Raw genomic sequence first — 1,102 nt, forward strand, 5'->3', positions numbered from 1 at the left:
GATCAGGTCAACGCCGGGGGTGGTGTCCATGTCGGGGAAGGTCACGCCCAGGTCGACCAGTATCAGGCGTTCTTTGTTCTTTGGCCCGTAGCCGTAAACATAGGCATTCATGCCAATTTCACCCGCCCCGCCGAGGGGCAGATAGATCAATCTTTCACTGCTCATGCGTCAGTACCGTTATCCTTGTTGTATTTATGAATGATCTGCAGCCCATGCATCGTGAGGTCATCCTCGAATGCGTCAAACAGATCAGCGGATTGCTGGAACAAAGGCGCCAGCCCGCCTGTCGAGATTACCTTCATCGCCACGCCGCGTTCCGCCTTGATTTGGGTGCAAATCTCGCGGACGAGGCCGACATAGCCCCAGAACACGCCGGACTGCATACAGGCGACGGTGTTGGTGCCGATGACATTTTCAGGTTTGGTGATGTCCACATGCGGCAGGGCGGCGGCAGCTTGGTGCAGCGCCTCCAGGCTCAGGTTCACGCCGGGGGCTATCACCCCGCCGACATAAGCGCCATCCTCGGCCACCACGTCAAATGTTGTCGCGGTGCCGAAATCCACCACGATCAGATTGCCGCCATAAAGGTCAAAACCGGACACCGTGTTGACCAGCCGGTCGGGGCCAACTGCAGTGCCTTCGTCTACCCGCACCGCGACGGGCAGCAGGCAGCCGGGTTTGCCCACCACCAGGGGGCGCGTACTGAAATAGCGGTCCGCCAAAACCCGCAGGTTGAACACCACCCGCGGCACGGTGGAGGAGATGATCATGTCGGTGATATCCGCCTCGATCCCTTGCAGCCGCATCAGCGTGTTCAGCCAGACATAATACTGGTCGGCAGTGCGCTGCCAGTCGGTGGCGGTGCGCCACATGCCGATGAACTTCTCGCCGTCATAGATCGAAAAGACCGTATTGGTGTTGCCGCAATCAACTGCCAGAAGCATTGCTGCCCCTTCCTAGAAATAGATGTCGGCCGCGGGAATGCTGACGCGGCCCTTGGCGGTGTTTAGGACAAGGTTGCCGCTGCCGTCCACCGTTTCAAAGGTGCCTTCGGTCTCGGAATTTGCGGTGCGGGCAGTGATCACCTCGCCCAGCTTGGCCG

At 59.4% G+C, this 1,102-nt stretch carries 1 protein-coding gene and 1 pseudogene; both read right to left on the reverse strand.

The genetic code is table 11. The annotated features are described in order from the left end of the window. Positions 1–161: 161 nt before the first annotated feature. Positions 162–944 (reverse strand): type III pantothenate kinase, encoded by a 783-nt coding sequence (locus A2I95_RS41210; protein ID WP_027258433.1) that lies wholly within the window; start codon positions 942–944, stop codon positions 162–164. A gap of 12 nt (positions 945–956) precedes the next feature. Further along, positions 957–1,102, reverse strand: a pseudogene (locus A2I95_RS41215) (biotin--[acetyl-CoA-carboxylase] ligase); the annotation flags it as partial.

This window comes from Leisingera sp. F5 (genome assembly GCF_001593695.1).